Annotated in this window: 23 protein-coding genes; 11 read left to right on the forward strand and 12 right to left on the reverse strand. The window is 60.2% G+C overall.

What is annotated here, in order from left to right; translation table 11 throughout:
• Nucleotides 1–203: 203 nt before the first annotated feature.
• The 4 genes from KW837_RS13020 to KW837_RS13035 all read left to right on the forward strand — a co-directional run bounded on the left by KW837_RS13020 (nt 204) and on the right by KW837_RS13035 (nt 3,884).
• Nucleotides 204–2,006 carry a HAMP domain-containing protein gene (locus KW837_RS13020; protein ID WP_218396243.1) on the forward strand — a complete coding sequence of 601 codons (1,803 nt, stop codon included), beginning with the start codon at nt 204–206 and terminating at the stop codon, nt 2,004–2,006.
• Nucleotides 2,003–2,650 carry a two-component system response regulator NarL gene (narL, locus tag KW837_RS13025; RefSeq protein WP_052964418.1) on the forward strand — a complete coding sequence of 216 codons (648 nt, stop codon included), beginning with the start codon at nt 2,003–2,005 and terminating at the stop codon, nt 2,648–2,650. Before KW837_RS13020 ends, narL begins: the two co-directional genes overlap by 4 nt.
• Nucleotides 2,651–2,736: 86 nt before the next feature.
• Complete coding sequence (locus KW837_RS13030; protein ID WP_063340214.1) at nt 2,737–3,411, forward strand: Crp/Fnr family transcriptional regulator; 675 nt, start codon at nt 2,737–2,739, stop codon at nt 3,409–3,411.
• A 74-nt stretch (nt 3,412–3,485) separates the two neighbouring features.
• A complete protein-coding gene (locus KW837_RS13035; RefSeq protein ID WP_123495094.1) occupies nt 3,486–3,884 on the forward strand; it encodes a putative zinc-binding protein in 399 nt (132 codons plus the stop codon).
• A 217-nt stretch (nt 3,885–4,101) separates the two neighbouring features.
• Here KW837_RS13035 and pepN read toward each other — a convergent pair whose 3' ends face one another.
• Genes pepN through KW837_RS13065 form a run of 6 tightly spaced genes read right to left on the reverse strand, consistent with a single transcriptional unit; the run spans nt 4,102 to nt 10,618 of the window.
• Nucleotides 4,102–6,759: an aminopeptidase N gene (pepN, locus tag KW837_RS13040; protein ID WP_218396245.1), complete on the reverse strand. Its 2,658-nt coding sequence runs from the start codon at nt 6,757–6,759 to the stop codon at nt 4,102–4,104.
• Nucleotides 6,760–6,769: 10 nt separating this feature from the next.
• Entirely contained in the window at nt 6,770–7,600 is an 831-nt protein-coding gene (locus KW837_RS13045; RefSeq protein WP_218396247.1) for a DUF2797 domain-containing protein, read from the reverse strand.
• Nucleotides 7,597–7,857, reverse strand: a complete 261-nt coding sequence (locus KW837_RS13050) for a YeaC family protein (RefSeq protein WP_008074411.1) — start codon at nt 7,855–7,857, stop codon at nt 7,597–7,599. Before KW837_RS13050 ends, KW837_RS13045 begins: the two co-directional genes overlap by 4 nt.
• 30 nt (nt 7,858–7,887) lie before the next feature.
• The gene (locus tag KW837_RS13055) at nt 7,888–8,760 is read right to left on the reverse strand and encodes a rhomboid family intramembrane serine protease (RefSeq protein WP_123495097.1); all 873 of its coding nucleotides are present in this window, start codon (nt 8,758–8,760) and stop codon (nt 7,888–7,890) included.
• On the reverse strand, nt 8,757–9,731 hold the full coding sequence (locus KW837_RS13060) for a metallophosphoesterase (protein ID WP_185022091.1): 975 nt from the start codon (nt 9,729–9,731) through the stop codon (nt 8,757–8,759). Before KW837_RS13060 ends, KW837_RS13055 begins: the two co-directional genes overlap by 4 nt.
• Nucleotides 9,728–10,618, reverse strand: a complete 891-nt coding sequence (locus KW837_RS13065) for an NAD(+) kinase (RefSeq protein WP_007906781.1) — start codon at nt 10,616–10,618, stop codon at nt 9,728–9,730. Before KW837_RS13065 ends, KW837_RS13060 begins: the two co-directional genes overlap by 4 nt.
• 124 nt (nt 10,619–10,742) lie before the next feature.
• On the opposite strand from KW837_RS13065, the gene KW837_RS13070 reads away from it, so the two are divergent.
• A complete protein-coding gene (locus KW837_RS13070; protein WP_218396249.1) occupies nt 10,743–11,693 on the forward strand; it encodes a DUF1853 family protein in 951 nt (316 codons plus the stop codon).
• 144 nt (nt 11,694–11,837) lie between these two features.
• On the opposite strand, the gene KW837_RS13075 is transcribed toward KW837_RS13070, so the two are convergent.
• Nucleotides 11,838–12,398 carry an NADPH-dependent FMN reductase gene (locus KW837_RS13075; protein WP_218396251.1) on the reverse strand — a complete coding sequence of 187 codons (561 nt, stop codon included), beginning with the start codon at nt 12,396–12,398 and terminating at the stop codon, nt 11,838–11,840.
• A gap of 184 nt (nt 12,399–12,582) precedes the next feature.
• On the opposite strand from KW837_RS13075, the gene KW837_RS13080 reads away from it, so the two are divergent.
• Entirely contained in the window at nt 12,583–12,819 is a 237-nt protein-coding gene (locus KW837_RS13080; protein ID WP_123495100.1) for a hypothetical protein, read from the forward strand.
• An 88-nt stretch (nt 12,820–12,907) separates the two neighbouring features.
• A complete protein-coding gene (locus KW837_RS13085) occupies nt 12,908–13,801 on the forward strand; it encodes a LysR family transcriptional regulator (protein WP_123495102.1) in 894 nt (297 codons plus the stop codon).
• Here the strand turns inward: KW837_RS13085 and KW837_RS13090 are convergent.
• The 5 genes from KW837_RS13090 to KW837_RS13110 form a co-directional block, all read right to left on the reverse strand.
• Nucleotides 13,767–14,381, reverse strand: a complete 615-nt coding sequence (locus KW837_RS13090) for a GNAT family N-acetyltransferase (RefSeq protein WP_008074397.1) — start codon at nt 14,379–14,381, stop codon at nt 13,767–13,769. The two genes, KW837_RS13085 and KW837_RS13090, sit on opposite strands and share 35 nt — an antisense overlap.
• A 14-nt stretch (nt 14,382–14,395) precedes the next feature.
• Nucleotides 14,396–16,651, reverse strand: a complete 2,256-nt coding sequence (locus KW837_RS13095; protein WP_218396253.1) for an Orn/Lys/Arg decarboxylase N-terminal domain-containing protein — start codon at nt 16,649–16,651, stop codon at nt 14,396–14,398.
• Nucleotides 16,652–16,945: 294 nt separating this feature from the next.
• On the reverse strand, nt 16,946–17,704 hold the full coding sequence (gene dnaQ / locus KW837_RS13100; RefSeq protein WP_218396256.1) for a DNA polymerase III subunit epsilon: 759 nt from the start codon (nt 17,702–17,704) through the stop codon (nt 16,946–16,948).
• A gap of 291 nt (nt 17,705–17,995) precedes the next feature.
• Nucleotides 17,996–18,448: a ribonuclease HI gene (gene rnhA, locus KW837_RS13105; RefSeq protein WP_014339041.1), complete on the reverse strand. Its 453-nt coding sequence runs from the start codon at nt 18,446–18,448 to the stop codon at nt 17,996–17,998.
• A 92-nt stretch (nt 18,449–18,540) separates the two neighbouring features.
• Complete coding sequence (locus KW837_RS13110) at nt 18,541–19,299, reverse strand: class I SAM-dependent methyltransferase (protein ID WP_218396259.1); 759 nt, start codon at nt 19,297–19,299, stop codon at nt 18,541–18,543.
• A 65-nt stretch (nt 19,300–19,364) separates the two neighbouring features.
• Here KW837_RS13110 and gloB point away from each other — a divergent pair, with 65 nt between their 5' ends.
• From gloB to KW837_RS13130, 4 genes are all read left to right on the forward strand, one after another.
• A complete protein-coding gene (gene gloB, locus KW837_RS13115; protein WP_218396742.1) occupies nt 19,365–20,132 on the forward strand; it encodes a hydroxyacylglutathione hydrolase in 768 nt (255 codons plus the stop codon).
• Nucleotides 20,133–20,231: 99 nt separating this feature from the next.
• Nucleotides 20,232–21,686 carry a transglycosylase SLT domain-containing protein gene (locus KW837_RS13120; protein ID WP_218396262.1) on the forward strand — a complete coding sequence of 485 codons (1,455 nt, stop codon included), beginning with the start codon at nt 20,232–20,234 and terminating at the stop codon, nt 21,684–21,686.
• 282 nt (nt 21,687–21,968) lie between these two features.
• On the forward strand, nt 21,969–23,801 hold the full coding sequence (locus KW837_RS13125; protein WP_218396265.1) for an extracellular solute-binding protein: 1,833 nt from the start codon (nt 21,969–21,971) through the stop codon (nt 23,799–23,801).
• Nucleotides 23,798–25,639, forward strand: coding sequence for an extracellular solute-binding protein (locus KW837_RS13130; protein WP_218396268.1), 1,842 nt, complete (start codon nt 23,798–23,800; stop codon nt 25,637–25,639). The genes KW837_RS13125 and KW837_RS13130 overlap by 4 nt, the downstream gene beginning before the upstream one ends.
• Nucleotide 25,640: the final 1 nt, after the last annotated feature.

Here is a 25,640-nt window from a genome sequence, read left to right on the forward strand (position 1 = left end):
CGGTGGTTCTTCTTTAAATCGCCTTCGCGGGCAAGCCTCGCTCCTACAGGATTGGAGTCGTTCCCGTTTTTATGGCCGGCCTTGATCCTGTAGGAGCGAGCGGGCGGCGATCCGACTTGCCCGCGAAGAGGCCATAACGAACAACAACCTACTCTGGTGCTGCACATGCTCTGTTTTCCTGATGTCTTCCGGGACCTGCGCCGATGATGCGCTGGTTGCGCAGCTCCCTGCCCGCTCGCGCCGGGCTGGCGGTGATCCTGATCGCCGTGCTGGCGCTCGCCAGTTCGCTGAGCGCCGGGCTGATCGCCTGGTTCAGCCAGGGCGATGCCGCCGCCATCAATACCGCAGGCTCAGTGCGCATGGAGACTTATCACCTGAGCTGGAAACTGGCCGCGGGTGCAACGCCCTCAGAAATCGCCGGCATCACCGACAGCCTGCAAACCCGTCTCACCAGCCAGTCACTCAAGGCCGTGCTGGAAGATGGCCCCACCGCCGCCCTGCAAGTCAGCTATAGGCAAATCCAGCAACAATGGAACGAGGATTTACTCCCCGCACTGCTGCGCGGCGATGCCGCCTATTTTCAGGTCCAGGCACTGCCCTTCGTTGAACAACTGAACCAGTTCGTCAACCTGTTGCAGCGTCAAAGCGAACAAAAGCAAGGCTGGCAACAGGTGATCCAGGGCCTGGCCTTGTTCACCACCATGATTGTCCTGCTGATCGGGTTGTACGAGTTGCAATACGGTGTCGTCACGCCCCTCAAGGAGTTGGTGGACGCAACCCAGCGCTTTCGTCGCGGCGACTTCAAGGTGCGGGTCAACCATCAGTCCCAGGATGAACTGGGCCAGTTGGCCACGAGTTTCAACACCATGGCCGAGACGATTGAAGAGTCGCATCGCACCCTGGAAAGTCAGGTCCGGCAAAAAACCCTGAACCTGCAACAAGCCAATGCCGCCCTGGAGCTGCTGTATCAAAGCAGCCGAAGCCTGGCCACACGCCTGGCCAATGCCGAAGGCCTGGATGAGTTGATTCGACGCTTCCAGCAACGCCTGCCCGGCTTGCGTCTGTCGCTGTGTCTGCAAGGTCAACTGCAGGCACCGGCCCAACAGTTACTGGCCCTGCACGGCGCGAACATCCGCGAAGTCTGCGCCAGCAGCGACTGCGCCACTTGCCAGAAGCACCACAAAGCCAATCCGCAAGCCTTCAGCATCAGCAACCAGGGCAGTGAGCTGGGTGAGCTGAAGGCGCACTTTGTCGACGGGCACCCCATGCAAGCCTGGGAAACCCAACTGATCCAGGCCCTGGCCAACCTGATCGGCACCTCGCTCTCGCTCAAGCGCCAACGGGAACAGGATCATCGCCTGCTGCTGCTCGAAGAACGCACGATCATCGCCCGCGAGCTGCACGATTCACTGGCACAGGCCCTGTCCTACATGAAGCTGCAAGTCAGCCGCATGCAGACCCTGATGCGCCGGGGCGAACCGGTCCAGACCCTGGAAACCGTCACCGCCGAATTGCGCGAGGGACTGAACAATGCCTATCGCCAGTTACGCGAGTTGCTGACGACTTTTCGTTTACAGATTCACGACGCGGGACTGGTGCAGGAACTCAAGGACACCGCCGAGGAGTTTTCCCGGCGCGGGGAATTCCAGGTGCACCTGCACGTCGACACCCTGGCCTTTCAGCTATCGGCCAGCGAACAGATCCACATTCTGCAGATCACCCGCGAGGCGCTCTCCAACTGCTTGCGCCACGCCCACGCGCAAAACGCCTGGCTGCAACTGCGCCAAGATGGCGAGACAGTCAGATTGTCGGTCGAAGACGACGGTCGCGGCTTCAGCGGCAATGTCGACCAACGCGAACACCACGGCCTGAACATCATGGATGAGCGGGCTCGCAGCTTGCACGGCCAGCTACAGATCATCTCCAGGGAACCCCAAGGCACCCGTGTCCAACTGGAATTCCACCCGGAATTTCTCGGGCAGCAAACAGAAGGCAGCACCCTATGACCCCGTCCCCGCAACACAGAATCCTGCTGGTAGACGACCACCCGATGATGCGTCACGGCATTCGCCAGATGCTCGAACTCGAAGATGATTTCCTCATCGTCGGCGAAGCCAGCCAGGGTGAAGAAGCACTCGGTCTGATTGAGCCGCTTCGACCGGATCTGGTCCTGCTCGACAACAACATGCCGCAAATGAATGGCATCGAAACCCTGCGCCGATTACGGGCGATGCACTACACCGGCAAAGTGCTGCTGTTTACGGTGTCGGATGCAGAAGACGATATTCGCGATGCACTGCGCCTGGATGCCGACGGTTATCTGCTCAAGGATATGGAACCGGAACTGTTGATCCAGTACATCCGCGATGCCTTGAACGGCGCCTTGGTCATCAGCCCGGGGCTGACCCAAGTCATGGCCCAGGCGCTGCGCTCGCCGCCGCGCCAGGCCGTGGTGGAATTGACCGAGCGTGAGCGCCAAGTGTTGAAAACCATCGCCAGCGGCTTCAGCAACAAGGTCATCGGGCACAAGCTGGGCATCACCGAAGGGACGGTCAAGGTCCACGTGAAAAACCTGCTGCACAAACTCGGCTTGCGCTCGCGGGTGGAGGCAGCGGTGTGGGCCATGGAGCATCTGCGCAGTGCAGGCTGACAGGCATCCCTCCTTGGAGGTAGGCCTGCAGAGGCATAGGTCAATTGGCCTGCGCTCTCTACTATGACGGTCAGCGGAGGTACGCCATGCTGACCCACCCTTCCATCGTTTTAACGTTGCGCCGTCATCATCTGTTCAGCCAACTGCCGGAGAAAGTCTTCGAGGAAGTCTGCAGCCTGGCCATGCTCAAGCGCCTGAGTTGTCACAGCACGCTCATGCATCAAGGGGATCCGGCCAGGCGTTTTTTCCTGCTGGTCAGCGGCCAGGTCAAGTTGTACCGGCTCACCGGCGAAGGCCAGGAAAATCTGGTAGAGATCATCCAGCCCGGCCAGACCTTTGCCGAAGCCTTGCTGTTCAGCCAGGCCCGGCTCTACCCGGTGAGCGCCACGGCCCTGAAGGACAGCGTGCTGGTGAGTATCGAGGGCAACCATTACCGCAATGCCCTGGAGGACCAGCCGAAAGTCTGTCTGGCGATCCTCGCGAGCATGAGCGTTCACCTGCACCTGCGTCTGCGCGACATCGATACCTTGACCATGGCCAGTGCGACTCGTCGGGTGATCAATTTTCTGTTCCAGGAACGCCACCCGGTTACCGGCCAGATTGTCTTGCAGGTGTCCAAACGCCTGGTGGCGTCGAAGCTTGGGATTCAGCCGGAAACCTTCTCGCGGATTTTGCATCGCCTGGTGGAGTGCGGCCTGATCGCCATGGAGCGTCGCCATATCAGCATTCTCGCTGAAGAGGAGCTCGCGGCTTTCCAGTAGTCGGAATTGACCGCCATCAAGGCGCAATGCCAAGCGCCTTGCACACTGGCAGCGTCCATCCACGGAGAGTGCAAATGCCCCGTTCAACCCTGCCTTTGGTTTACTCCTGCTCAGGTTGCTCCAACGTCGCCCAACTGGCCAATACCCTGGCCGTGCGCCTGGACCGCAGTGGCCTGGCTGAAATGTCCTGCATCGTTGGTGTCGGCGGGCATGTGGCGGCGCTGGTCAACAAGGCACGCTCGGGGCGGCGGATCTTCGCGCTGGATGGTTGCCCGTTGCAATGTGTTGAAAACTGCCTCAAGCAACATGGGCTGCATGCTGATGTGCATCTGATTCTCAGCCATTACGGGCTGCGTAAACGCCATGGTGAGGATTGCACGCAGGCGCAGAGTGATGAGTTGTTTGAAGGGATCAGGCAGTTGATTGCCAGTGATGCTCGCCAGCATGAAAGCCGGCAGAAAACGATGGCCTGAGGGCCAACGAAAATCCAAATGTGGGAGCGGGCTTGCTCGCGAAGGCGGACTTACATTCAACATTGATGTCGACTGACAGGGCCTCTTCGCGAGCAAGCCCGCTCCCACAATTTGATTGGTGTACATCTGCAAGAGACAGGTCGGCTATCAGGCCGCCTTCGCGGGCAAGCCAGCTCCCACAGGGATTCGAGTGAACCCTGCGGGAGCAAGGCCAAACTCAGGCCAGGCTTTTGCTAACCACCTCAAACACATCGCTGGACAGTTGCCCCGAAGCGCGAATCCGCTCCAGCTCACCTTTCATCAACGCCTGACGAGCGCTGTCGTATTTGCGCCACCGAGTCAGCGGCGCCAGTTGGCGAGAGGCGATCTGCGGGTTAAACCCATTCAGCTCGATCACCAGATCCGCCAGGAACCGATACCCGGAACCGTCGGCCGCGTGGAAGTTGATCAGGTTCTGCCCGGCAAACGCGCCGATCAGTGCCCGCACCTTGTTCGGGTTCTTGATCGTGAACGCCGGGTGTTGCATCAAGGCTTTGACCCGCTCCAGACCGCCCGGCAATGTGCTGCCGGCCTGAACGCTGAACCACTGATCCATGACCAGCGGATTATCCTTGAAGTGCTCGGCGAAGGTCGCCAACGCCGTGGCTTTCTGCTCGTCGAACGGCGAATTGACCAACACCGCCAACGCCGTCAGACGCTCGGTCATGTTGTCGCTGGTGTCGAACTGTTCGAGGGTTGCCGCCAAGACTTCCGGCTTGCCGCTGAGCATCAGGTACGACAGCGCAATGTTTTGCAGCGCGCGGCGGGCGAAATGCTCGGCCTCGGCCACATACGGCGTTTTCTTCGAGAGATCGCGATTGGCCTGATAACGCAGCCACAATGCCTCGAACAAACCTTCAGCCAATTGCTTACGGGCAAACTCGCGAGCCGTGTGAATGGCCTCTACGTCAGCCACTTCACTGATCTCGGTCAGATATGCCTCGCCCGGCAACGACAGCATTTCGGCGACCATCGCCTGATCCAGCGTCTCATCGGACAGCACGGTACGCAGTGCTGAAACCAGACGCTGATCCAGCACCAGCGCTTCACCCTTCTGTTGCTGTTCGATCAACTCTTGCAGCACCTGCACCGACAATTGCTGACCGGCATCCCAGCGGTTGAAGCCGTCGCTGTCGTGCTGCATCAGGAACATCAGCTGATCGCGGTCGTACGGGAAGCTCAGTTTCACCGGCGCCGAGAAGCCGCGCAGCAACGAAGGCAGCGGCTTTTCAGCGATGTCGATGAAGGTGAAGGTCTGCTCGGCTTCAGTCACCGAAATAACCCGCGAAGTGCCTAGAGCACTGGCTTCACCGGCAAGACGCAGGGCGATTTCGCCGCCCTTGCTGTCCAGCAGGCCCAGTTCCACCGGAATCACGAACGGCAGTTTTTCCACCTTGTCCGGGGTTTCCGGGCAGCTCTGGCGGAAGGTCAGGCTGTAGGTTTTTGCCGCGGCGTCGTAGGACTCGCTCACCACCAAACGTGGAGTGCCGGCCTGGCTGTACCAGCGCTTGAATTGAGTCAGGTCAACGCCGTTGGCGTCTTCCATGGCTTTGATGAAGTCATCGCAGGTCACGGCCTGGCCGTCATGGCGTTCGAAGTAAAGGTCACTGCCTTTGCGGAAACCGTCGGCGCCCAGCAAGGTGTGGATCATGCCGACTACTTCCGAACCCTTTTCGTACACGGTCAGGGTATAGAAGTTGGAAATCTCGATGAAGCTGTCCGGGCGCACAGCGTGTGCCATCGGGCCGGCGTCTTCGGCGAACTGGTGGGTGCGCAGGTACGCCACGTCCTGGATGCGCTTGACCGTGGCCGAGTTCATGTCGGCGGAGAACTCCGAATCCCGGAACACGGTGAAGCCTTCCTTGAGCGACAGCTGGAACCAGTCGCGGCAGGTCACACGGTTGCCCGACCAGTTGTGGAAGTATTCGTGGGCAACGATCGCTTCGACCCGCTGATGCGCGGCGTCGGTGGCGGTTTCGGCGCGGGCCAGCACGGCACTGGAGTTGAAGATGTTGAGGCCCTTGTTTTCCATGGCGCCCATGTTGAAGTCGTTGACTGCGACGATCATGAAGATGTCCAGGTCGTACTCGCGACCGTAAACCTCTTCGTCCCAGCGCATGGACTTCTTCAGGCTGTTCATCGCGTGCTGGCACTTGTCGATGTTTTCCGGCTCGACATAGATGCGCAGCGCCACGGAGCGCTCGGTCATGGTGGTGAAGGTGTCTTCGACGCACCACAGGTCACCGGCCACCAGCGCGAACAGGTAGGCAGGCTTCTTGAACGGGTCTTCCCAGGTCGCCCAGTGCCGGCCGTCTTCGCCGGGCCCCGAGGCAATCGGGTTACCGTTGGACAGCAGCACCGGATAGCTGTGCTGCTCGGCGACCACCGTGGTAGTGAACGTGCTCATCACGTCCGGGCGGTCGAGGTAATAGGTGATTTTGCGGAAACCTTCGGCTTCACACTGGGTGCAGAACATGGTGCCGGATTTGTACAAGCCTTCCAGGGCGGTGTTGGTTTCCGGGTGGATCCTGACGCTGGTGTCGACCGTGAAGCTTGTACTGGTCGGGTGCAGGGTCAGGTGATTCTCGGTCAGCTGATAGTCGGCAGCGCTCAGTTCGCGATCGGCCAACGTCACCGACAGCAGATCGAGTTGCTGGCCATCCAGCACCAGCGGCGGCAGGCCAGGGCCACGTTCAGGATTGCGACGCATCACCAGTTGCGCATGGACCAGGCTGTGGTCCTCGAACAACTCGAAGGTCAGGTGCGTCTCGTCGATCAGGTACTCAGGCGCCTGATAGTCCTTCAGGTAGATCATCTTCGGTTGTTCGGTGCGCATGCTGGAATCCTTACTGATGCACGGCGAGCTGGTAAGCCGTGTATTTACGAATATTGATCACGCCGGTGTCGAAAATCAGGTACTGGCCCTTGATCCCCAGCAGCGTGCCTTCGGCAATCGGGTTCTTGTCCAGGTTGAAGCTGACAATCTTGGCTGGGTATTGCTCGATCGGATAGCGGATTTCCAGAGGTTCTACATCGGTAATGGTCTGGATTGCTTGCAGGCCAAATCGTTCCTGCAAACCTTGCAAACCTGGCGCACAACTTTCAAACAGCTGATCGCGAACCTGCACCAGATCCACCGATACCGCATCGCCCTTGAGTAAAGCACGCCAGTTGGTCTTGTCGGCTACCTGGCTGCGGAACAGGTCTTCGACGAAGCCTGACTGCTGACGGGTCGCGACGCGCATGATCGGCAAGGCCTGGCTGGCGCCCTGATCGAGCCAACGAGTGGGCAGTTGCGTGGCGCGGGTTATGCCGACCTTGATCCCCGACGAATTGGCCAGATACACCACATGATCGGTCATGCAGAATTTTTCGCCCCACGCAGGCTCACGGCAGGTGCCGGCGTCGTAGTGGCAACGCTCCGGGCTCATGATGCAGAGGTCGCATTGGGCCAGTTTGGTCATGCACGGGTAGCAGTAACCCTGGCTGAAACTGGTTTTGGTCTTGCGTCCGCAATGGGTGCAGTGGATCGCCCCCAGGTATTCCAGGCGCACCGTGGTGCCGATCAACGGATTGACCGGTACCTCGGCGTCGCCCAGACGAAAAGCGTACTGAACGTTCGGCCCGTCAAGGCGCGCCGACATTTTGCTGATTGCACCGCGGCCAATCTCGATCAATGGACGGCATCCGATTTGAACAGAATGTTTGGTACTTCAATCGACTTCGACTCGCATTCCTGCGGGCCCATGTAGCCGGTGCGTTCTTCCTCGGGCAGGTTCTGGATTTCCCAGGCGATCATCGCTTGCAGGGACAGTTCGCGCTGCTCGGCGGTGAGTTTGCCACCGTCGGACCATTTGCCGATTTCCACCGCCAGTTTCAGGCTCTGGTAGATATCCGGGGTGATGTTTTTGATCATTTCGTTAAAAGAGGACATCAAGGGCTCCGCGCTCTTTAATCACATAGCTTATTTGGAAGTCAGTTTACGGCGGTTGTACAAACCGCCCAACAAACCGGTGAAGCATCCGATGAGTAACCCGCTGACGTGGGCCGCGTTGGCAATCTGGCCGAAGCCGATCATCGAGACCAGCCCGGACAGACACAGCAGCAACCACACCAGCATCATCACCAACACCCCTCGGGGCAGGCGATACGCCGGGTTCGGCGACAGAACCTGGAAGATCCAGCAATGCCCGAGCAGACCGTACAGCACCCCGGACAACCCGCCAAACAGGCTCGGGCCGCTGAAAAGGTATTGGGTATAGTTGGACACCAGGCTGAACAGCAGCGTCAGGCCGATCAGGTTGATGCTGCCCTGCCGCGACTCGATGCGCCGCCCCAGTTCCCAGTACCACATGCCGTTCATGGCCAGGTGCAGGATGCCGAAGTGGATCAGCATCGGCGTGACCAGACGCCACCACTGCCCCGCCGCCAGGCTGTCGGCCAATGGCGTGAAATGGATGTACTCGCCGACCACACGGAAATCGAGGAAGGTCAGCCAGCGTATCGTCTCGAGGTTATCGCCCAGCAGCGTCACCATGGCGACGATCAGGCTCAGCAACAGCACCAACGCCGTAGCCTTGCTGTAGCGCAACTGCTCGACGAAGCCCGGACGCGGCTGCGTCTGCGCGATCGGGATATCCAGTTGCTGATCGGGGTCACCCGCCGGAAAGCGTTCGTACAATGAGCGCACGTCTTCGCTGATGTTGGCCGGGACCCACAGCACTTGCTCGCCCGCCTCTTCGCTGACCCGGTGGGGCACTTGCATGCGTTGCAGCAGTTTGACGAACCCGCTCAAATCCACCGCCAGAGGCAGACGCAATACCGCCACCGCCGTCATTGCAGCACCTCCGGCCGTTCGACATCGACCCAGACAAATTTATGCGGGTCGAGACGGGTTTCCTGATCCAGACGATAAGCGACCAGTTTGCCGTAGAGCACCGCGCTGTAATCCAGGCACGCCAGGTTCGGGCGGATCGGCGCCGGTTTGCCGCTGCGCCAGTAGTGGCCGACGAACAACAACGGCTCATCGACGCCGTAGCGCAGCAAGTTGTCTTTTTCGCTGGACGACAGCGGCGTGCGGGCCACTGGCTCAGGCAAGGCGTCGGGCTGGAACACGATATCTCCGTAGGTTTGCGGGTCGTCTTCCCAGAATTTGGTGCGGAAAAACGAGCGCGTCAGGCCGTCGCCGCTGGTCATGGTCAACCCGTGGGGCAAGCGCATGTCGGTGCCGCGCAACAGGCGATCGAACACGGTGCAGGCAAAACTGCCCGGCACCGCGGAGGCCTGGAGGAAATGCTCATCGATGCAGCCGTCGGGGAACAAGCCGCGCAACGGCTCGATCAGGCCGGCGTCCCAACAGGCATGCACCACCCGGAAACGCCCGGCATCGACGAACAGAGGCAATTCATAGAACCATTGCAGAAAGTCATGCCAATCTTCGGGATGATCTTCAAACTGAGTCAGGGTTTCCTTGAGCAGGCGACCGTGGCGCGGCGTATGTTCGCGCACGAACTGCTGGCCGCTGCCCGGCAGCGCCGGCGTGCTCCAGCCGAGGGCGTTGAATTCATGGTTGCCCATGATGCACAGCGCCTGGCCGGCTTCGACCATGTCGTGGACGATGTGCAGCGCCTCGCGAATCCGCGGGCCGCGGTCGATGATGTCGCCCAGGAACACCGCCATGCGCGACGGATGCCGCCAGACGCCAGCCTGTTTGTGGTAACCGAGCCGGTCGAGCAAGTGCTCAAGGGTCAGAGCGCAACCGTGCACGTCACCGATCAGGTCGTAGCTACGCGCGGGATCGAGCATCAGTCGCCTCCACCACCCAACTTGCTGCCCCAGCCGAGCTTGGTCCGGCAGACTTCATAGTAGTTGTGGTCCAGCGGATGAATCAGCCGCAGCTTCTGCGCTTTCTTGCTGATGGTGATGGTGTCACCGGGCGCGCAGGTGAAGTGATTCTGCCCGTCACAGGAAACTTGCGGGTAAATCTGCATATCTTTGGACACGACGATTTTCAGCTCACTGTTGCCATCGACCACGATCGGTCTACCTGACAAGGTATGGGGGTACATCGGCACAATCACAATAGCGTCGAGCTTGGGATGCATGATCGGGCCGCCCGCCGACAGCGCGTAGGCGGTTGATCCGGTCGGTGTGGCGACGATCAGGCCGTCAGCCTTCTGGCTGCAGACGAACTGGCCGTCGATGTACAACTCGAACTCGATCATCCGCGTCGATTTGCCGGGGTGCAGCACCACGTCGTTCAGCGCATCGCCCTGGCCGATGGCCTCGGCGTGGCGCCGGACTTCGGCTTGCAGCAGGAAGCGGTTTTCTACCAGATAGTGGCCGTCGAGCACTTCGGCGACTTTGACTTCGAGCTCATCGGGGCGAATATCGGTCAGGAACCCCAGGCTGCCCCGGTTGATGCCGAGCACCGGAATATTGTGTCGGGCCAGCGCCCGGGCGGCACCCAGCAGGCTGCCGTCACCACCGACCACAATCACCATGTCACAGACTTCACCGAGCATCTTGCGCGACGAAGTTTGCAGGCCATGACCCGGCAGGACTTCGGCGATGGTGTCTTCGAGGATCACGTGCAGGTGACGATCGAGCAGAAACCGTTTCAGTCGGCGGACGGTATCCAGCACCTGAGAACTGCCCAGGCGACCGATGATGCCGATATTACGAAATTGCTCCATGGGGCTCCTATTAGGATGCGGAGGGCCTGCGACGGCGAAAAACACGATTATGGGCGAAAGCGCGGCGTAGACAAAACCCTTTCAGCCACGACGGTGCGCTCGCGTTTCGGGCTATGCTCGCAAGATGATCCTATTTCCAGATTTGCTCCAGTTACCTCACCAGTTGCGCCACCCCGAAGTGCGCGACCTGGCCTGGGTCATCCTCGCGCCGCCAATGCTCAGCGTCACCCCGTGGCCGCAGCGTCATCCGCTGGCGGGCAGCGACTGGGTGCAGGCACCGGAGCTCCTGGAACACTGGCTCCGGCAACTGGATCGCGACAGCTACGACCTGCTGCACTGGCTGGCTCAGGCCAGGACCCGGCGGCTGGGTCTGTACTACGAGCGGCTGTGGCAATACGCCGTGCGACACGCGCCGGGCATCGAGCTGATCGCCGCCAACATGCCGATCCGCCGTGAAGGCCACACCCTGGGTGAGTTGGACATGCTGCTGCGTGATCGCGATGGCGTGCATCACCTGGAACTGGCGATCAAGCTCTATCTGGGTCCACAGAACGGTGACGGCCACGACACCGCGCAGTGGCTCGGACCGGGTTGTCATGATCGGCTCGACCGTAAACTCAAACACCTGAGCCAGCATCAATTACCGATTTCCGCGCGGGCGGAGAGCCGTGCAGTGCTGGCGTCGCTGGATATCCAGCAGTTCAGTGCGCATCTGTGGCTGGGCGGTTATCTGCTCTATCCGTGGCCGGGACAGTCCGAGTCACCGAGCGGCGCGCACCCTCAACATTTGCGCGGTAGCTGGCTGCATCAGAAGGACTGGGCGGACTTTGTCGTGCAACGCCCGTTCGGCCGCTGGCAACCCCTGCCCCGCCATGCCTGGTTGGCGCCGGCGCACTATCCCGAAGAGCAGACCTGGAATGCTGAACAGCTGAGCGCATGGCTGAGCGATCTGGACCCGCTGGCACCGGCGCAGTTGATGGTGCGGCTGACAGAGAATGGCGAAGGAGATTGGGAAGAAGCCGAGCGGCTGTTTCTGGTGTCCGATCTTTGGCCGAATGTGCCGGGGAATGGTTGAGTCTTGTAGCGTCTGTGTAGGCCTCTTCGCGGGCAAGCCTCGCTCCTACAGATAAGCGTCGTTCACAAATTTTGCAATCCACACAAAACCTGTAGGAGCGAGGCTTGCCCGCGAATGGACCCAACGCGGTCTAGATGGGGACGGTCATTGCTTTTTATGCTGCTCAACCCACAGCGCATACGCATCGATGAATTTCTGCAAGAACGGCCTGACCGACTCCGACAACTTGCCTGCCTCGTCGAATGCTGAACCAGCGCCACCCAGGTAGGCCTCCGGTTGTTGCATGCACGGCACATTGAGAAACACCATGGACTGGCGCACGTTGTGGTTGGCGCCAAATCCGCCGACGGCGCCCGGTGAAGCGCTGATCACCGCACCCGGCTTGCCGTTCCAGGCGCTCTTGCCATAAGGGCGCGACCCCACATCGATCGCATTCTTCAATGGCGCCGGTACCGAACGGTTATATTCCGGGGTCACGAACAGCACCGCGTCGGATGAACTCACTTGTTGTCGGAAAGTGCTGTAGGCTGCCGGCGGTGATTCGCCATCGATGTCTTCGTTGTAGAGCGGCAAATCGCCGATTTCGACGATGTTCAGCTTCAGATTGGCAGGCGCCAGCTCGGCCAGCGCCAGCGCGACCTTGCGGTTGATCGATGCTTTTCTCAGGCTGCCGACCAGAACGGCGATCTCATAGACGTTGTTCATGGAAGATTCTCGACTGTCCAATGGGAAGAGCTTCTAGTTATAGATGATCAAATGACGATTCAACCAGCGGGCGACGGAAAATCGACGCCCCTGACTATTTTTTTCCTGTAGGAAAACTTACCTCGCCCAACCACGGTCTACAGAACCGCAAATTGAGTGATTTATCTCCAGAGGTTCTAAGCAGATGGCAGCAGTACTCGTCGGTCAGTTCCATGCAAGAGACGCGGAAGGCCGCGTTTATTCCGTGCATGAGTTCCAGGAATCCACCCCGTCGCACGACGGCCTCGCCGGCTCGGTGCCTGTCAGCACCTATAAGCTGGCCATTGGCGACCGGCTCAACAAACTCGACGACAACGAATTTGTGCTGGTGCAATCGGGCGTCACCCTCACTCGCGAACCTGAAACGAACGTGGCCTCATAACTCGCTGTTATGAGCAGAAGTCATATGCGCGCACTTGAGTTAGGATTCAGTGACTGACTCCCTCACCTGCTGAACATGGACTTCACGCATGCGTTTACGTCATATCGAAGTGATCCAGGCGCTCCTGCAGACCGGTCACCTGGGCACCGCCGCCGAATGGCTGCAGCTGCCAGTGGCCGAGGTTGAACGCACTCTGCGGGATGCCGAGGATCAGTTGGGTTTCATGCTGTTTGCCAGCGTGCGTGGTCGTCTGCAAGCCACGCGCGAAGCACGGGAGCTGCAAGTCGAGATCGCCCACGTCTACGAAGCCCTCGAGCCGGTCCAGCGACTGGCCAGCAGCCTCAAGCAGTATTTGGCGCCGCCCCTGCGCATCATCTGCACCCCGCCGTTGGCACAACACCTGTTGCCACACAGCATCGCGGCCCTGCGCCGACGCCTCCCCGACGCACCTTGCACCCTCCTGAGCCAGCCGACCGGCGCGATTGTCAGAAGCCTGCTGCTGCGTGAAAGCGACCTGGGCCTGAGCCTGCATGACCCGGACCACGCCGATATCCATTGCCAGGTCATCGCTCAAGGCAAGCTCCAGCTGCTGGCACCCCATGGCTGGCTGCAACCGAAACAGAAGTACATCTCGCTGCAGGACCTGGCTGGCCAGTCGATGGTTGGCCTGGAAGGTCACGATCCGTTAAGCCCGGCACTGGACAACAAGCTGCATGCGCTGCGCCCTGCCCCGGTCATTCAGACACGGGTACAGACTCATCAGATGATGCGCAGCATGGTCGAGGCCGGTGAAGGTCTGGCGATCGTCGACCCATTTACCGCCCTCGGCGCCAAATCGGCCGGGCTCGATGCCTGCCCGCTGGCGCCTGCCGTGCCAATCAGCGTGTATGCCTTGAGCCTGAAGAGCGCCGAGCCCTCTGCGGCCGTTCAAGCGCTGCTGGACATCATCACGGAACAAGCCGTGGCGATGCTGGCGAGCTGAGCGGGTTTTCCAGCGGATTATCGAATAATCGATACCAGAACAACGCCATTTCAGCGGTATTCGGATCGATTCCGCGGTAGCGCAGGTGATCGATTCCGCCGACCACATAGCCACAGCGCTCATAAAGCCGACAGGCGCCCAGGTTGTTGTTCTGGGTTTCCAGCATGATACCCGGCAGTTTTTTCTTGCGACTCCAGAACTGCGCCACGTCCAGCAACGCCTTGGCCACGCCATGACGGCGCGCCGGCGCATGCACCGCCAATTCATCGATATGGGCGAAACCGTTCCAGTTGGTGCTGACCACTAAATGCCCCACCGGCTCGTCATCCAGATAGGCCATGAAAATCGCGCTGTCTGCGGCATCGCGAAAACTGCTGAATTCCTCGGGATCAATGCCGTAACACTTGCGATACGGGGTGATTGGCGTCACCGGCCACTGCGCCACCGGCTTACCGATTTGCGCGGCACCATAGGCGGCGACTTCAAAACTGAAATCACTGCCCCAGATATAAGCCGCAAACCCCTCATCGGCGACACGCACCGAGAGGCCTGGGTATTTGGGATTCATGACTGGTTGCATACTCGGAAAGGTCCTCATTCCTTGATGCAATCGACGGTGTAATGCCGTCCATTGCCCTCGTCTTCGTGTTGCAAGCCATGCACATCGGCGACAAATCCGGGAAAGCTGCTGTCGAACGTACGGGCAAACTTCAGGTAATCGATGATCGAACGGGTCGACTCGGTGAACCGCTCGCCGGGCATGATCAACGGGATGCCCGGCGGGTATGGCACCAGCATTACCGCTGCGATCCGCCCGTCCAGAGCATCGATCGAAACAGCCTCAACCTCCCCGCGTACTAATTGATCATAGGCGTCCGCCGGCTTCATCGCGACTTCCGGCAATACGGTGTACATGCGTTTGAGGTGTTTGGCCGTGGCATTGCTGCGATAACAGGCGTGCAATTGATCACACAGATCGCGCAAACCCATGCCTTGATAACGGGCAATATTGTGTTGCGCCACGCACGGCAGGCAGGTGGCCAGGCTGACATTGGCGTCGTAACTGCGCTTGAACTCCAGCAACTCGGTCAGCAGCGTGCTCCATTTGCCCTTGGTGATGCCCATGGAGAACAGCACCAGGAACGAATACAGCCCGGTCTTTTCCACGACCAGTCCGCGTTCCCAGAGGAATTTGCTGACCACCGCCGCCGGAATACCCCGCGCGCTCAGGGCACCGCCCGCCGTCAAACCCGGCATCACCAGCGTGACCTTGATCGGATCGAGCAGTACGTAATCATCGGTTACGCCGCCAAAGCCATGCCAATCGGCGTCGGGTTGCAGCAACCAGTCTTCGGTGACTACCTGTTCGATACCTTCGGCCGAGGGTGGTTGCCAGATGGAAAACCACCAGTCATCGGCGGCGATGTGCTGACGCAGATTGGCCAGGGCTCGGCGAAAGCTCAGGGCCTCATCGAACATTTCCTGCAACAGCGAACGGCCAGCCGGCCCTTCCATCATCGCCGACGCCACGTCCAGCGAGGCGATGATGCTGTACTGCGGCGAGGTCGAGATGTGCATCATGAACGCTTCGTTGAAACGGTCGCGGTCGAGCTGCCGCGCACCGCCGTCCTGAACGTGAATCATCGACGCCTGACTGAACGCCGCCAGCAATTTGTGCGTGGAGTGCGTAGTGAACACCAGCGGGCTGTCTTCACTGCGAGAGGTGCCCATGCCGTAACGGCCGGCGAAGAACTCATGAAATGCTGCGTAGGCGTACCAGGCCTCGTCGAAATGCAAGACCTCGACGCTGTTGCCCAGGCTCTGCTTGATCAATTCGGCGTTGTAACAGAGGCCGTCGTAAGTCGAATTGGTCACCACCGCCAACTTGACCTTGGGTTCGCGGCCCTTGGTCAGCGGGCTGGCGTCGATCTTGGCCTGGATCGATTCACGACTGAATTCGCTCAACGGAATCGGGCCGATAATTCCCAGCTCATTGCGTTCCGGGCACAGGTACAGCGGAATCGCGCCGGTCATGATGATCGAATGCAGCACCGACTTGTGGCAGTTGCGATCCACCAGCACCAGGTCATCGCGGGCCACCATGGAATGCCAGACGATCTTGTTGGCGGTCGAGGTGCCATTGATCACGAAAAAGGTGTGATCGGCGCCGAAATTACGCGCGGCTCTCGCTTCCGCTTCGGCCAGCGGGCCGGTGTGATCGAGCAGCGAACCGAGTTCCGGTACCGACACCGACAAATCCGAACGCAGGGTGTTTTCCCCGAAGAACTGGTGAAACGCCTGCCCCACCGGGCTCTTGTGATACGCCACGCCGCCGCCATGGCCGGGGGTATGCCAAGAATAATTGGAATCGGCCGTGTGCTGCACCAGCGCCTTGAAAAACGGCGGCAACAGCCCGTCCAGATATTTGCGCGCCGCGCGGGCAACCTGACGGGCGAGGAAGGGCACGGTGTCTTCGAACAAATAAAGAATGCCGCGCAGTTGATTGAGTTCCGCCATGGCATCGGCCGGGGCGTTTTCCAGGGTCACCTGTTCACCCAAGGCAAAGATCGGCAGGTCCGGCGCCCGAACCCGTGCCAGGCGGATCAGCTCCGCCATGTTATGCAGAAGATGAGCATTGGTGCTGGCGTCTTCGGCGGCAATCAACATGCAAGAGAGGCCGTGATGGGTCGAGGCGACCAGACGCCCTTCGTTGTAATCGACCGCCGAGACGATGCTGAAGCCTTCCTGCTCAAGCTCCCGGGCGATGCCACGCACACGATCACCGGCAACGGTGTCGGCCTTGATGTCGCGGTGGACGATCAGGACCGGGAATTTCAAATCTTTATACATGGGGCTCGGTGTCCTGAGGCGGCAGACCGTGGCCTGCCAATAACCTCAGGGTAGAGGGTTGGAGCGCATGTGGCGAGGGGGATGCCCTGAAGTGGGTCGGCGGGTGCACCAGCAAGTGGCCAGCAAACCCATTGTTCAGAAAGTTTACCTGTGGCGAGGGAGCTTGCTCCCGTTGGGCTGCGAAGCGGCCCCCTGCACTCGCTCAGATACACCGTATTGGCAGGATTTGCGACTGCTGCGCAGCCGAGCGGGAGCAAGCTCCCTCGCCACAAAAGCCCTTCCGCTCGAAGGGGCTCAGGCCTGAGCCTTGGCCTCGGCCAATTGCTGCCACAACGACGGAGCGCCGGCGGATTTGGCGATGGCTTCAAGGCGCGCAATGTGCTGGGCCAGATCTTCTTCACTCGCGCGAATGATCCGCAGCGGCTGACGATCGGCCGGCAGACGACGGATTTCGGTGGCGGAGTTATCCGCGCCCTCACCTGAACCATTGCCATCGGACGCGTTGCCGGCCAGCGACAGGCTGGTCTGGCCGCCGGTCATGGTCAGGTAGACGTCGGCGAGAATCTCGGAGTCGAGCAAGGCGCCGTGCAGCTCACGGCCGGAGTTGTCGACGCCATAGCGTTTGCACAAGGCGTCGAGGCTGTTGCGCTGCCCCGGGTGACGCTCCCGGGCCATCATCAGGGTGTCGAGGATCGAGCAGTGTTGCGTGATGTCCGCGCGATCGTGGTGGCCCATCAGGGCGAATTCGTTGTTGATGAAGCCAACGTCGAACGCCGCGTTATGGATGATCAGCTGTGCGCCCTTGATGAACTCGAAGAACTCATCGGCCACTTCAGTGAAACGCGGCTTGCCCACCAGGAATTCGTTCGTGATGCCGTGGACGCCGATGGCGCCTTCGTCACTCTCGCGATCCGGTTGCAGGTAAACGTGGAAATGCCGGCCGGTCAGGCGCCGACCGATCAACTCGACACAACCGATTTCGATAATCCGGTGGCCGTCGGTCACCGGCATGCCGGTGGTTTCGGTATCGAGTACAACGGATCTGGTGGCCATCAGTGCTCAGCTCTCAACGGGTCAATCGTGCAAAAGCGGCGATGTTAACACGCTCGCGAGATCGTCAACGACCGGTATTCAGACCAGCAACTGGCCGCCGCGATTTTGATGCTGTGATTTCTTGAGGAGCCGGGTTTGCCCGCGATGCGCCCTGGCAGGAACACCGAGTCGTGGCCTTCGCGAGCAAGCCCGCTCCCACATTTGATCGCATTCCCCTGAGAGAACTCGGTCGAATGTGGGAGCGGGCTTGCTCGCGAAGAACGATGACGCGGTGCATCGGTAGAACCGAAATCAGGCCTGCTTGTACCCACGCACTTCATCAACGCCACGGTTGGCCAGTTGGTCGGCCCGCTCGTTGCCGTGATGGCCGATGTGCCCGCGCACCCATTTCCAGGTGACGTTGTGGCGGCTGACCTGCTCGTCGAGCAGTTTCCACAGATCGGCGTTTTTCACCGGCTCCTTGGCCGCGGTTTTCCAGCCGCGTTTCTTCCAGTTGGCCATCCACTCGTTGATGCCTTTCATCACGTACTGGGAGTCGGTCACCAGCAGTACGTCGCAGGAGCGCTTGAGCTCTTCCAGGCCACGGATCGCGCCCATCAACTCCATGCGGTTGTTGGTGGTGTTGGCTTCGCCGCCCCAGAGTTCTTTTTCAACGCCCTTGCACACCAGCAATGCACCCCAGCCGCCCGGGCCAGGGTTGCCCTTACAGGCGCCATCGGTGAAGAGTTCTACGCTATCGCTCATGCCAATCTATCCAGAAAATGCGGTGGCTCGCCGATTGGTGACCGACGATGCCCGAGGCCGGGGCGAACCCGGCCGGGAAAATAAAATGTGTATTACGGTTCGAGGTGACGACGGTTGACCTTGGCCATCGGCAAGGGAATCAGTTTGCCCATCGGTTCGCGCCGTTCCTGACGCACCGGCCGCAGGCCCACAACAATCTTGCGCGCGACCAATAAATAGAAGCCACCACCCGACAACTGCCAGTCACCGGCCTTGCGCTCCCAACCGGCCAGACGGGCTTGCCAGGCAGGCGACGCAAGCGGCGGACGATAGCACCCGAAGCGGCGTTTCTCCAGCGCGAAGCCCAGCAGATTCAGCCAGTCGCCAACCCGCGACGGCGAAATGCAACGGGCCTTGCGCAAGGCGTCATGGGCGAACACACGACGCAGGCCCCAGCTGCTCCAGGGGTTGATCCCGACAATCAGCAGATGCCCGCCAGGCCGAACGCTGCTCGCCGCTTCGCGCAGCAAACCGTGGGGCGACAGGCAAAAATCCAGCCCGTGCTGCAACACCACCACATCGGCGGCGTGCTCGCTCAAAGGCCAGGCCTGCTCTTCGCAGACGATCTCCACACCCGGCAACGGCGCGCCGAGCCGCACATTGCGCTGGACCTGCGGCGCCGACGGCGGCGTCTGCGCCGAAGGGCCGTAATGCACCAGGTAGCCGCCGAAAAAGCGCCCCAACTCGTCTTCGAGCATGCGTCGTTCTTCGTCCAGCAGAAATTGCCCGATGGGGCCGGACAGCCATTCACGGGCCGCGCTGATCAATGTCAGCCACTCAGGATCGGCCTGAGCGAACGCTTTATCGGTCATTGCATTCTCCAACGCGCCAGGAAGTTCTAAGATGCGCCAATGTTTTCCGCTTGGCGAATCCGACGATGATACAGATCAGTGCCCTGCCCGCCTTCACCGACAACTACATCTGGTTGTTACAAGACCACAGCACCCAGCGCTGCGCCGTGGTCGATCCGGGCGATGCCGCGCCAGTACAAGCCTGGCTCGCGGCGCACACGGGTTGGGTGTTAAGCGATATTTTGATCACTCATCACCATCATGACCATGTCGGCGGCGTCGAGCGGCTGAAAAAAGCGACAGACGCGACAGTCTACGGCCCGGCCAGCGAAAGCATCCCGGCGCGGGACGTGGCGCTCAAGGACAATGACCGCATCAGCGTGCTGGGCTGGGACTTCGATGTTATCCAGGTGCCGGGCCATACCCTCGGGCACATCGCCTTTTATCATCAGGGCCATTTGTTTTGCGGTGACACCCTGTTCGCCGCCGGTTGCGGGCGCCTGTTCGAAGGCACGCCGGAGCAAATGCATCACTCGCTGAGCCGCCTCGCGGCGCTGCCCGAAGACACGCTGATCTACTGCACTCACGAGTACACCCTGAGCAATCTGAAGTTTGCCGCAGCGGTCGAACCGGGCAATCCGGACACCGCCGCACGTCTGGAAAAAGTCACCGCACAACGTGAAGCCGGAATCATGACGCTGCCCTCTACTCTGGCGCTTGAAAAGCTTACCAACCCGTTTTTGCGTGTTGACGAAACATCCGTTAAAGAAAAAGTGGACGAACGGAATGGAACCCAAAACCGGGCTCCGAGTGCGGTTTTTGCTGCTCTACGCGCTTGGAAAGATAAGTTCTAAGTAGCCATCACGTTGGTACAAAAATTCTGAATGGTTGACCGCAGGGGGTGCGCTTTCTAGAATCGCCCGACATTTTTGCCCGGAACTTACTTCCAGCCAATGTCGTCACCTATTCGTAAAGCCATCAATTCAGACGCATTGACCCGCTTGGCTCAAGCCATCGCGGTGGCTGTGTCCGCCACTCTGGCGGGCTGTTCCAGCCATGTGCCGCAGACCGAAGCGACACACACTCCGAACATCGCCGCTCGAGCCAAGCAAAAACCTGTCTGGCTCAGCGAAAAACCAACACCGCAAATTCCACAGGACGTCTGGGAGCGCATGCGCCAGGGCTTCCAGTTGCAGGACAACCTGGGCGTCAACCCGCGCATCGAGCAACAGCGCCTGTGGTTCGCCAGTAATCCGTCCTTCCTCGAAAACGCCGGCGAACGCGGCAGCCTCTACATTCACTACATCGTCGAACGCCTTGAAGAACGCAACATGCCGCTGGAACTGGCGCTATTGCCGGTGATTGAAAGCGCCTACAACCCGATGGCCTATTCCCGGGCCGATGCGGTTGGCTTGTGGCAATTCATCCCTTCCACCGGGCGTTATTTCAACCTGCGTCAAACCCGTTTCTATGATGGCCGTCGCGATATCACCGCCTCGACCACCGCGGCCATGGATTACCTGACCCGCCTGCACGACATGTTCAACGGCGACTGGCTGCTGGCCCTGGCGGCGTACAACGCCGGCGAAGGCACGGTCAGCCGGGCCATCGAGCGCAACGAACGACTCGGCCTGCCGACCGACTACTGGAACCTGCCGCTACCAGCGGAAACCCAGGCCTATGTGCCGAAGCTGCTGGCCCTGTCGCAAGTGGTCCTGGCGCCCGACGCCTATGGCGTGAACCTCAACCCGATCGCCAATGAACCGTACTTCCAGGTCGTCGAAATCAACCAGCGCATGGACCTGTCCAAGGTTGCCGCCGTCGCCAATATCGACGAAGACGAACTGTTCCAGCTCAACCCGGCCTTCAAGCAGCGCACCACCATCGACGGCCCCCAGCATCTGCTGGTGCCAACGTCCAAGGCGCAACTGCTGACCGCCAGCCTGTCGACCATGCGTCCTGACGAGCTGATCAGCCAGCGATCCCTCAAGCCGGTGTTCGAAGGGGCAGACGACAGCGAAATCGCCAGCCTCAAGCGCGCCTATCGGGTCAAACGCGGCGACAATCTGGGCACCATCGCCAAGGCCAACAAGGTCGAGGTCAAAGACCTGCAACGCTGGAACAAGCTGAACGGCAAAGACCTCAAGGTCGGCCAGACCCTGGTGATGCAGGACACCGCCAAGCGCAAATCCGGGCGCGTCAACACTGTGGTCGCGGCGAACAGCAAGACCAACGGCAAGGTTACAAACAAAACGCAACAGACCCAATACAAGGTCAAGCAAGGCGACTCGCTGTACATGGTCGCCAAACGCTTCAACGTTGAAATGCAGCACCTCAAGCGCTGGAACCCTCGGGTTGGCCAGGCGCTGAAACCGGGGCAGATGCTGACGGTTGCTTCGCCGCATTAAGCAGCTTCGGGCAATGGGGCTTTTTTGTGGCGAGGGAGCTTGCTCCCGCTGGGTAGCGAAGCAACCCCAAAACCTGAAACCCGATGATTTCTGACACCGCGCAGTCAGGTTTACGACTGCTTCGCAGCCGAGCGGGAGCAAGCTCCCTCGCCACAGGTTCTGCAATCCACCGGACCATCACCTCACAATTAACAACGCATTAACCCCCCGTCTTTTTCCTGTCGATACAAGCTGTTACTGTACGGCCCACAAAGCCCAAGCCGCCTGGATCGGATCTCTGACTTGAAGCGTCCCCTCCTCCTGCTCCTGATCAGCCTGGCCTTGAGCTCCCCCGCAAGCGCGACGATCAGCGAAAGCCATGGTTATGCGCAGTTCGGCACGCTCAAGTACCCGGCCAGATTTACCCACTTCGACTGGGTCAACCCGCAAGCGCCCAAGGGCGGTACGTTGCGGGTGATGGCGTTTGGCACCTTCGATACGCTCAACCCATACACCTTCAAGGGTTCGAGCCCGGTTTCCACCGCCAACTTCCTGCAATACGGCATCAACGAACTCAATGAACCGTTGATGGTCGGCACCGGCCAATACGCGCCGTCCGGCGATGAGCCGACCTCCAGTTATGGCCTGATTGCCCAATCGGTGGAATACAGCGAGGACCGCAGCTGGGTGGTGTTCAACCTGCGCCCCGAAGCGCGTTTCCATGATGGCACGCCGATCACCGCTTACGATGTGGCGTTCTCTTACCGTTTACTGCTCAAGGAAGGTCACCCGCAATACCGCACCAACCTTCAGGAAGTGTCGCGGGTGGATATTCTCAACCCACGGCGCATCCGTTTCGTCTTCAAACGCTCCGGTAATCCGCTGCTGATCCTGCGTCTGGGCGAGTTGCCAGTGTTGCCCCAGCATTACTGGGAAGGTCGCGATTTCAAGGCCACCACGTTCGAGCCGCCATTGGGCAGCGGGCCGTATCGCATCACCTCGGTAACGCCCGGGCGGCAGATCGTCTTCGAACGGGTCAAGGATTACTGGGGCAAAGACCTGCCCGTCAATCGCGGCAAGTACAACGTCGATCGCATGGAAGTCGAGTTCTACCGTGACAGCGACGTGGCCTTCGAAGCGTTCAAGGCCGGTGAGTTCGACATCTACATCGAACACCAGGCGAAGAACTGGGCCAACGGTTACAACTTCCCGGCCGTGCGCCGTGGCGATGTGATCAAGGCGCAAATCGCGCACCAGATCCCGACCCAGAGCCAGGGCCTGTTCATGAACAGCCGGCGGCCAACCTTCGCCGAGGCCAAGGTCCGCGAAGCGCTGGGGCTGATGTTCGACTTCGAATGGACCAACCGCACGCTGTTCAGTGGCGCCTACAAACGCGCCATGAGTTATTACCCCAACAGCGAGTTCTCCGCGACCGGGCTACCGGTCGGTCATGAGTGGCTGCTGCTCAAGCCCTATCGCGATCAGTTGCCCTCCAAGCTGCTCACCGAGCCGTTCAGCCTGCCGCAGACCGAAGGCCGCGGCATTCCGCGGGAAACCATGCGCAAGGCCCTGGAGCTGCTCGCCGAGGCCGGCTGGAAGCTCAACGGTCAACGGCTACAGAACACCATTGGCCAACCGTTGCGTTTCGAGATCCTGCTGGTCAACCCGAACCTGGAACGCATCCTTCAGCCCTACGTCGAAAATCTCGCCAGCATCGGCATTGACGCACGGCTGCGCACGGTCGATCGCGCCCAGTACAAACAGCGCCTCGATCAGTTCGATTTCGACATGATCCTGATGACCCTCAACCAGACCCTCAGCCCGGGCCTGGAACAATGGCAGTACTTCCACTCCAGCCAGGTCGGGGTCAAGGGCAGCAAGAATTACGCAGGTATCGCCAACCCGGTGGTCGACCATTTGCTTGAACAACTGCTCGCCGCCCAGACCCGTGATGCACAAGTCGCCGCCGGCAAGGCGCTCGACCGGGTGCTGCTGTGGCAGCACTACATCATTCCCAACTGGTACCTCAATTATCACCGCCTGGCCTACCGCAACCGGTTCGCCTTCGTCACCACGCCGCCCTACACCCTGGGCCTGAGCGCGTGGTGGCTGAAATCTTCGGAGAAAGATCGATGAAACCCGTACGCGCCCTGCTCTTGCAGGCCAGCGGTCTGTTGTTCGCCGGGCTGGCCTGCGCCGCCCCGCAACATGCCCTGACCCTGTACAACGAGCCGCCGAAATACCCGGCCGATTTCAAACATTTCGATTACGTGAACCCCGACGCGCCCAAGGGCGGGATCTTTCGCCAGGCTGGGTTCGGTGGCTTCGACAGCCTCAACCCGTTCATCAACAAAGGCGTGCCGGCCGACGACATCAGCATGATCTATGACACCCTGGCCAAACAGGGTCTGGATGAGCCGTTTACCGAATACGGCCTGATCGCCGGCAAAATCGAAAAAGCCCCGGACAACAGTTGGGTGCGCTTCTACCTGCGTCCCGAAGCACGCTTCCACGACGGCCATCCGGTACGTGCCGAAGACGTGGTGTTCAGCTTCCAGACCCTGATCAAGGACGGCGCCCCGCTTTTCCGCGGCTATTACAGCGACGTGGAGGACGTGGTCGCCGAAGACCCGCTCAAAGTGCTGTTTAAGTTCAAGCACAACAACAACCGCGAATTGCCGCTGATCCTCGGCCAATTGCCGGTGCTGCCCAAGCATTGGTGGGCCACCCGCGATTTCAACAAGGGCAACCTGGAACTGCCGCTGGGCAGCGGCCCGTACAAGGTCAGCGAAGTGAAGGCCGGACGTTCGGTGCGCTATGAGCGGGTCAAGGATTACTGGGGCAAGGACCTGCCGGTCAATCGCGGCTTCTACAACTTCGACGTGATGACCACTGACTACTACCGCGACAACACCGTCGCGCTGGAAGCGCTCAAGGCCGGTCAGTTCGACTTCTGGCTGGAATCGGCCGCGAAAAACTGGGCCAAGGCCTACAATATTCCGGCGGTGGCCGAAGGTCGGCTGATCAAGGAAGAAATCCCCAACGGCAACCCCACCGGCATGCAAGGCTTCGTGTTCAACCTGCGCCGCCCGGTGTTTCAGGATGTGCGTGTGCGTCAGGCACTGACCCTGTTGCTGGACTTCGAATGGACCAACAAGCAACTGTTCAACGGTGCTTACGCGCGCACCCGCAGTTACTTCGAAAACTCGGAAATGGCCGCCACCGGCCTGCCGGACACCGACCAGCTTGAAATTTTGAATCCGTTCCGCGGCAAGATTCCCGAGCAAGTGTTCAGCGAGGCGTTCCAGAACCCGGTGACCGACGCCAGCGGCATGATCCGCACCCAGCAGCGCAAGGCCTATCAACTGCTGCAAGAGGCCGGCTGGCGAATCGTCGACGACAAAATGGTCGACGCCACCGGCAAACCGGTGACCATCGAATTCCTGCTGGCCCAGACCGACTTCGAGCGGGTGTTGCTGCCGTTCAAGCGCAACCTCAGCGACCTGGGCATCGATCTGGTGATTCGCCGGGTCGACGTCTCGCAATACATCAACCGCGTGCGCTCCCGGGACTTCGACATGATCGTCGGCAGCTTCCCGCAATCCAATTCGCCGGGTAACGAACAGCGCGAGTTCTGGATGACCGCCGCCGCCGACAAACCCGGCAGCCGCAACTCCATGGGCCTGAAAGACCCGGTGGTGGATCAACTGGTCGAGCAACTGATCAACGCCGATTCGCGACAAAGCCTGGTGGCCCACGCCCGGGCGCTGGACCGGGTGCTGCAATGGGGCTATTACGTGATCCCCAACTGGCACATCAAAACCTGGCGCGTGGCGTACTGGAACCACATCGGCCACCCGAAGGTTTCGCCCAAATATGACATCGGCATCAATACCTGGTGGGTCAAGCCCAACGCGACATTGCCGATAGAAGTCGAAACCAAACTGCAAGCCGACCCTGCGGGCACGGAGTAAT

This window comes from Pseudomonas sp. PDM24 (genome assembly GCF_019218905.1).
Lineage (GTDB): Bacteria > Pseudomonadota > Gammaproteobacteria > Pseudomonadales > Pseudomonadaceae > Aquipseudomonas.